The organism is Streptomyces zinciresistens K42 (assembly GCF_000225525.1).
GTDB lineage: Bacteria > Actinomycetota > Actinomycetes > Streptomycetales > Streptomycetaceae > Streptomyces > Streptomyces zinciresistens.
The window spans coordinates 1-4,396 of sequence record NZ_AGBF01000330.1 but is presented as its reverse complement, the minus strand read 5'-3'; the positions used below and the strand labels follow the sequence as shown (position 1 = coordinate 4,396).

Here is a 4,396-nt window from a genome sequence, read left to right as displayed (position 1 = left end):
CAGGCGGCCCCGGCTTCCGCCGCCCCCTCGCAGCCCCCGGCGCCCCCGGCCCACGCGCCCCGACCGGCGCACGCCCCGGAGCAACCCCAGCCGCACGCTCCCGCTCCCGCGCAGTCGCAGCCTCCGGCACAGCCCTCCGCTCAGGCGCCCGCGCAGACCACGCCCGGCCAGAACCTGCCCCCGCTCCCCCAGGGCTTCGCGCCCGCGCACGCCGCGCAGGGAGCACCGCAGCCGACCGGGGGGCCGGACCCCCAGTCGGCGGCCGGCCAGGGCCCCGGCTACGGCTACCCCCGGCAGGGCCAGCCGCAGGCAGCCCCGCACCAGGCCCCGCCGCAGGGCGCCTTCGGACCGCCCCAGCCGCAGCAGCCCGCTCCCGTCGACCCGAGGCAGGCGGCGGTCCAGCCCGGTCCGCCGCAGGCCCCGCCCGGCTACGGCTACCCCCAGCAGGGCGGCCCGCAGCAGCAGCCCCCGTCGCACCACCCGCAGCCGTACCCTCAGCCCCCGCACCCCGGACAGCCGCACCCCGGACAGCAGCAGGGTCCCCCGCAGCCCCGGCCCGAGGACTACGGCTACCCGCAGCAGCCCCCGCAGCCCGGCTACGGCTACCCCTCCCAGCCGCCCGCCGGGTACGGCTACCCCCAGCAGGGCGGGCAGCCGTACCCGCAGGACCAGCGGCAGCCCGCCGCCCAGCCGCAGCCGCCGACTCCCCAGCACCAGCCGCAACCCCAGCCCCAGGCTCCGCAGCCGCAGCCGCAGCCGCCGGCCCAGCAGAACCCGGCCGTCTACGGCGGCCAGGGCGGCTGGTCGGCCCCGCCCGGCCCGCAGGCCGGACCCGGCGCGCCGCAGCAGCAGGCCGCGCCCGGTACGCCGCTCGGCTACAACGCGGCCGTGGAACTGTCCTCGGACCGTCTGCTGCGCAACCAGCCGAAGGCCCGCAGGAACAACCAGGGACCCTCGCGCTTCAAGCTCGGCGCCAAGAAGGAGCAGGCGGAGCGGGAACGGAAGCTGGGCCTGATCCGCACGCCGGTGATGTCCTGCTACCGGATCGCGGTCATCAGCCTCAAGGGCGGTGTCGGCAAGACCACGACGACCATGTCGCTGGGCGCCACCCTCGCCACCGAGCGCCAGGACAAGATCCTCGCGATCGACGCCAACCCGGACGCGGGCACGCTCGGCCGCCGGGTGCGGCGCGAGACGGGCGCCACCATCCGCGATCTGGTGCAGGCGATCCCGCAGCTCAACAGCTACATGGACATCCGGCGGTTCACCTCGCAGGCCCCCTCGGGTCTGGAGATCATCGCCAACGACGTGGACCCTGCGGTCTCCACCACGTTCAACGACCAGGACTACCGCAGCGCGCTCGACGTGCTCGGGCGGCAGTACCCGATCATCCTCACCGACTCGGGCACCGGCCTGCTCTACAGCGCCATGCGCGGGGTGCTGGACCTCGCCGACCAGCTGATCATCATCTCCACCCCCTCGGTGGACGGCGCGAGCAGCGCGTCGACGACCCTGGACTGGCTGTCGGCGAACGGCTTCGCCGACCTCGTGCAGCGGTCGGTCACCGTGATCTCGGGTGTCCGCGAGACGGGCAAGATGATCAAGGTGGACGACATCGTCGCGCACTTCGAGACCCGCTGCCGCGGTGTCGTCGTGATCCCCTTCGACGAGCATCTGGCGGCGGGCGCCGAGGTCGACCTCGACATGATGCGTCCCAAGACGCGTGAGGCGTACTTCGATCTGGCGGCCCTGATCGCGGAGGACATCGCCCGCACCCAACAGGGCTTCGGCAACCCCCAGTTGCACTACCAGCACCCGCAGCAGCCCCAGCCCCCGCAGCAGCCGTACGCCCAGCCGGGCGGCGCCCCGCAGCCGGGGCAGACCTGGCAGCAGCCGCCGCCGCAGCCCGCCCCGGGCCAGGGCTGGCAGCAGCAGCAGGCCCCGCCTCCGCAGGATCCGCAGCAGGGCGGGCAGCCGGGTGGGATGCCGCCGGGCTGGACCCAGCAGTAGCGGACCCGTCCGCACGACGCCGGAGGGCCGGCACCGTCACGGTGCCGGCCCTCCGGCGTCTCGTCGCCTCGTGCGGTCCGCCGGTCTCAGGCGGGCGGGTCCGCGGCGGTGATCAGGTCCCGGCAGCGCCGGACGTCCCGCGCCATGGCCTCCAGCAGGTCCTCCAGCGACGCGAACTTCTCCTGTCCGCGCACATAGGCGAGGAAGTCCACCGCCACGTGCAGCCCGTACAGGTCGAGCCCGACACGGTCGATCGCGTACGCCTCGACGGTCCGCTCGGTGCCGTCGAACTGCGGGTTGGTGCCGACGGAGATCGCGGCCGGCATCACCTCGCCCTGCGCGTGCAGCCAGCCGGCGTAGACCCCGTCGGCGGGGATGGCGGTGTGCGGCAGCGTCTCCACGTTGGCCGTGGGGAAGCCGAGTTCGCGGCCGCGCTGGGCGCCGCGCACGACCACGCCCTCCACCCGGTGCGGGCGCCCCAGGATCTCGGCGGCCCCCTCCACGTCGCCCCCGGCGACCAGGCGCCGGGTCAGCGTCGAGGAGAACGGCTCGCCGCCGCCCGCCTCGCCGGACACATACAGATCGACGACCTCGACGTCGTAGTCGTAGGTCTCGCCCTGCTCGGCGAGGAACGCGACATCGCCCGCGGCGCGGTGCCCGAAGCGGAAGTTGGGGCCCTCGACGACCGCCTTGGCGTGCAGCTTGTCGACCAGGACCTTGACGACGAACTCGGCCGGCGACAGCTTCGAGAACTCGGTGGTGAAGGGAAGGATCAGCACCGCGTCCACCCCCAGTTCGGCCATGAGTTCGGCGCGGCGGTGGTGCGGGGCCAGCAGGGGCGGGTGGCTGCCGGGGCGGACGACCTCGCTGGGGTGCGGGTCGAAGGTGACGACCACGGCGGGGACGCCCAGCTCACGGGCGCGGTCCACGGCATGCCGGATGATCAGCTGGTGCCCGCGGTGGACCCCGTCGTAGGAGCCGATGGTGACGACGCTGCGCCCCCAGTCCTGGGGGATGTCCTCGAGGCCACGCCAGCGCTGCACTGTGCCTGCTCCTTGTCGCCACTCGTCGAACCTGTGTCCGTCTTTGCCCATACGCACTTACGCAGGTCTAAGGGTGCCATGCCGGGGGCCCTCGGTCGGCATCGGCATGGGCGCTGTGACCGGCCGCACGCGGGGCTTCCCGGTCAGGCCGGGACGTGGACGCCGGCCAGGTCCTCGATCGTCCGCCGGGTGCGGGGGCCCATCAGCGCCGACCACGCGTGCGGGGTGGCGGTGCGCCAGTCCGCGAGGCGCGTGGCGAAGCCGGGCACCTCGCGGGCGAGGGCGGCCAGCGCCCGGTCGAAGCGGGCCGCGCCGTCCGTGGTGCGCCCGAGCAGCAGGCCGGTGTGCCGGACCAGGTCGCCCGTGCCGCCGTCCGGCCGCCGCGCGGCAGCCTCCAGGAGCGCGCCGAGGACGTCGGGTGCCCGCTCGTGGGCGAGCAGGAAGTCGAGTAGTTCCCGGCGCCGGGCGCGCGAGGCGGGCGTGCCGGGGGCGGCCAGCACCCGGGCGAGGGCGGCCCGCAGCGCTGCGGTGCCGCCGTCCAGGAGGCCGGTGACCAGCGGGAAGAGCACGGCTCGGGCGGGGCCGTGGTCCAGGCGCCGGCCGACGTGGGCGGCCAGGTCCTCGGCGGTGCCGGGCCGCTGCCGGACCGCCTCACGGGCGAGGGCGGCGACCCGGCGGGCGAGGTCCGGCGGAGCGGCGTCCGCGAGGACGGCCAGGAGGTGTCCGGCGTCCGGCCGGGACAGCCGTACGCGGAAGGCGGCCAGGACCGGGTCGGGATGGGTGGCCAGCGCGGTCGCCACGGCGGCGGGCGCCGGCCGCGGGTCCGCCGCCGTGAAGTGGGCGAGGGCGCGCGGCAGATGGCGTGCGCGGGTGCGGGGGTCGCGGACGAGGACGTCGAGGGCGGCGCCGTGCAGCGCGCTGTCGGCGGACCGGGCGAGCAGGGCGAGGGCGGCGCGGCGCAGGAGTTCGCGGTCGGCCTCGGTGCGGACGTGGGATGCGGCGAGCGGCGCGTGGGCGGCCGCGGCGGCGCGGCGGGCGGGCCGCTCGTCGTGCGCCCAGCGGTCGACGGCCCGGCAGAGCGCGGACGGTTCGTCCTCGGCGAGCGCGGCGAGCAGTTCCCCGGCCCGGGGGTGCGGGCTGTCGGCCAGGGTCTCCGCGAGGTCGTCGGGGGCGCGGTGGCGATGGGTGTGGAGCAGGGCCTGCGCGGCGTCGGCGACGGTGGCGTGCGGGGTAGTGGGCAGCGGCCGGCCGTCGTCGAACCAGCTGACGAGGAGCGGCTGTACGGCGGTGGGCTCGGCTGCGAGCAGCCCGGCCACGGCGTCCAGGTAGCGGGGCCTTGGCGG

2 protein-coding genes and 1 pseudogene are annotated in these 4,396 nt (G+C 76.1%); 1 reads left to right on the top strand and 2 read right to left on the bottom strand.

The window, feature by feature from the left end:
* Window positions 1-2,010: MinD/ParA family ATP-binding protein (locus tag SZN_RS35660; protein ID WP_007505124.1), on the top strand; the 2,010-nt coding region annotated here is incomplete at its 5' end.
* Between the two features lie 86 nt (window positions 2,011-2,096).
* Here the strand turns inward: SZN_RS35660 and SZN_RS35655 are convergent.
* Together SZN_RS35655 and SZN_RS35650 are read right to left on the bottom strand one after the other, a co-directional pair.
* Window positions 2,097-3,053: a bifunctional riboflavin kinase/FAD synthetase gene (locus SZN_RS35655; protein ID WP_007505123.1), complete on the bottom strand. Its 957-nt coding sequence runs from the start codon at window positions 3,051-3,053 to the stop codon at window positions 2,097-2,099.
* 143 nt (window positions 3,054-3,196) lie between these two features.
* Window positions 3,197-4,396, bottom strand: a pseudogene (locus SZN_RS35650) (serine protease); the annotation flags it as partial.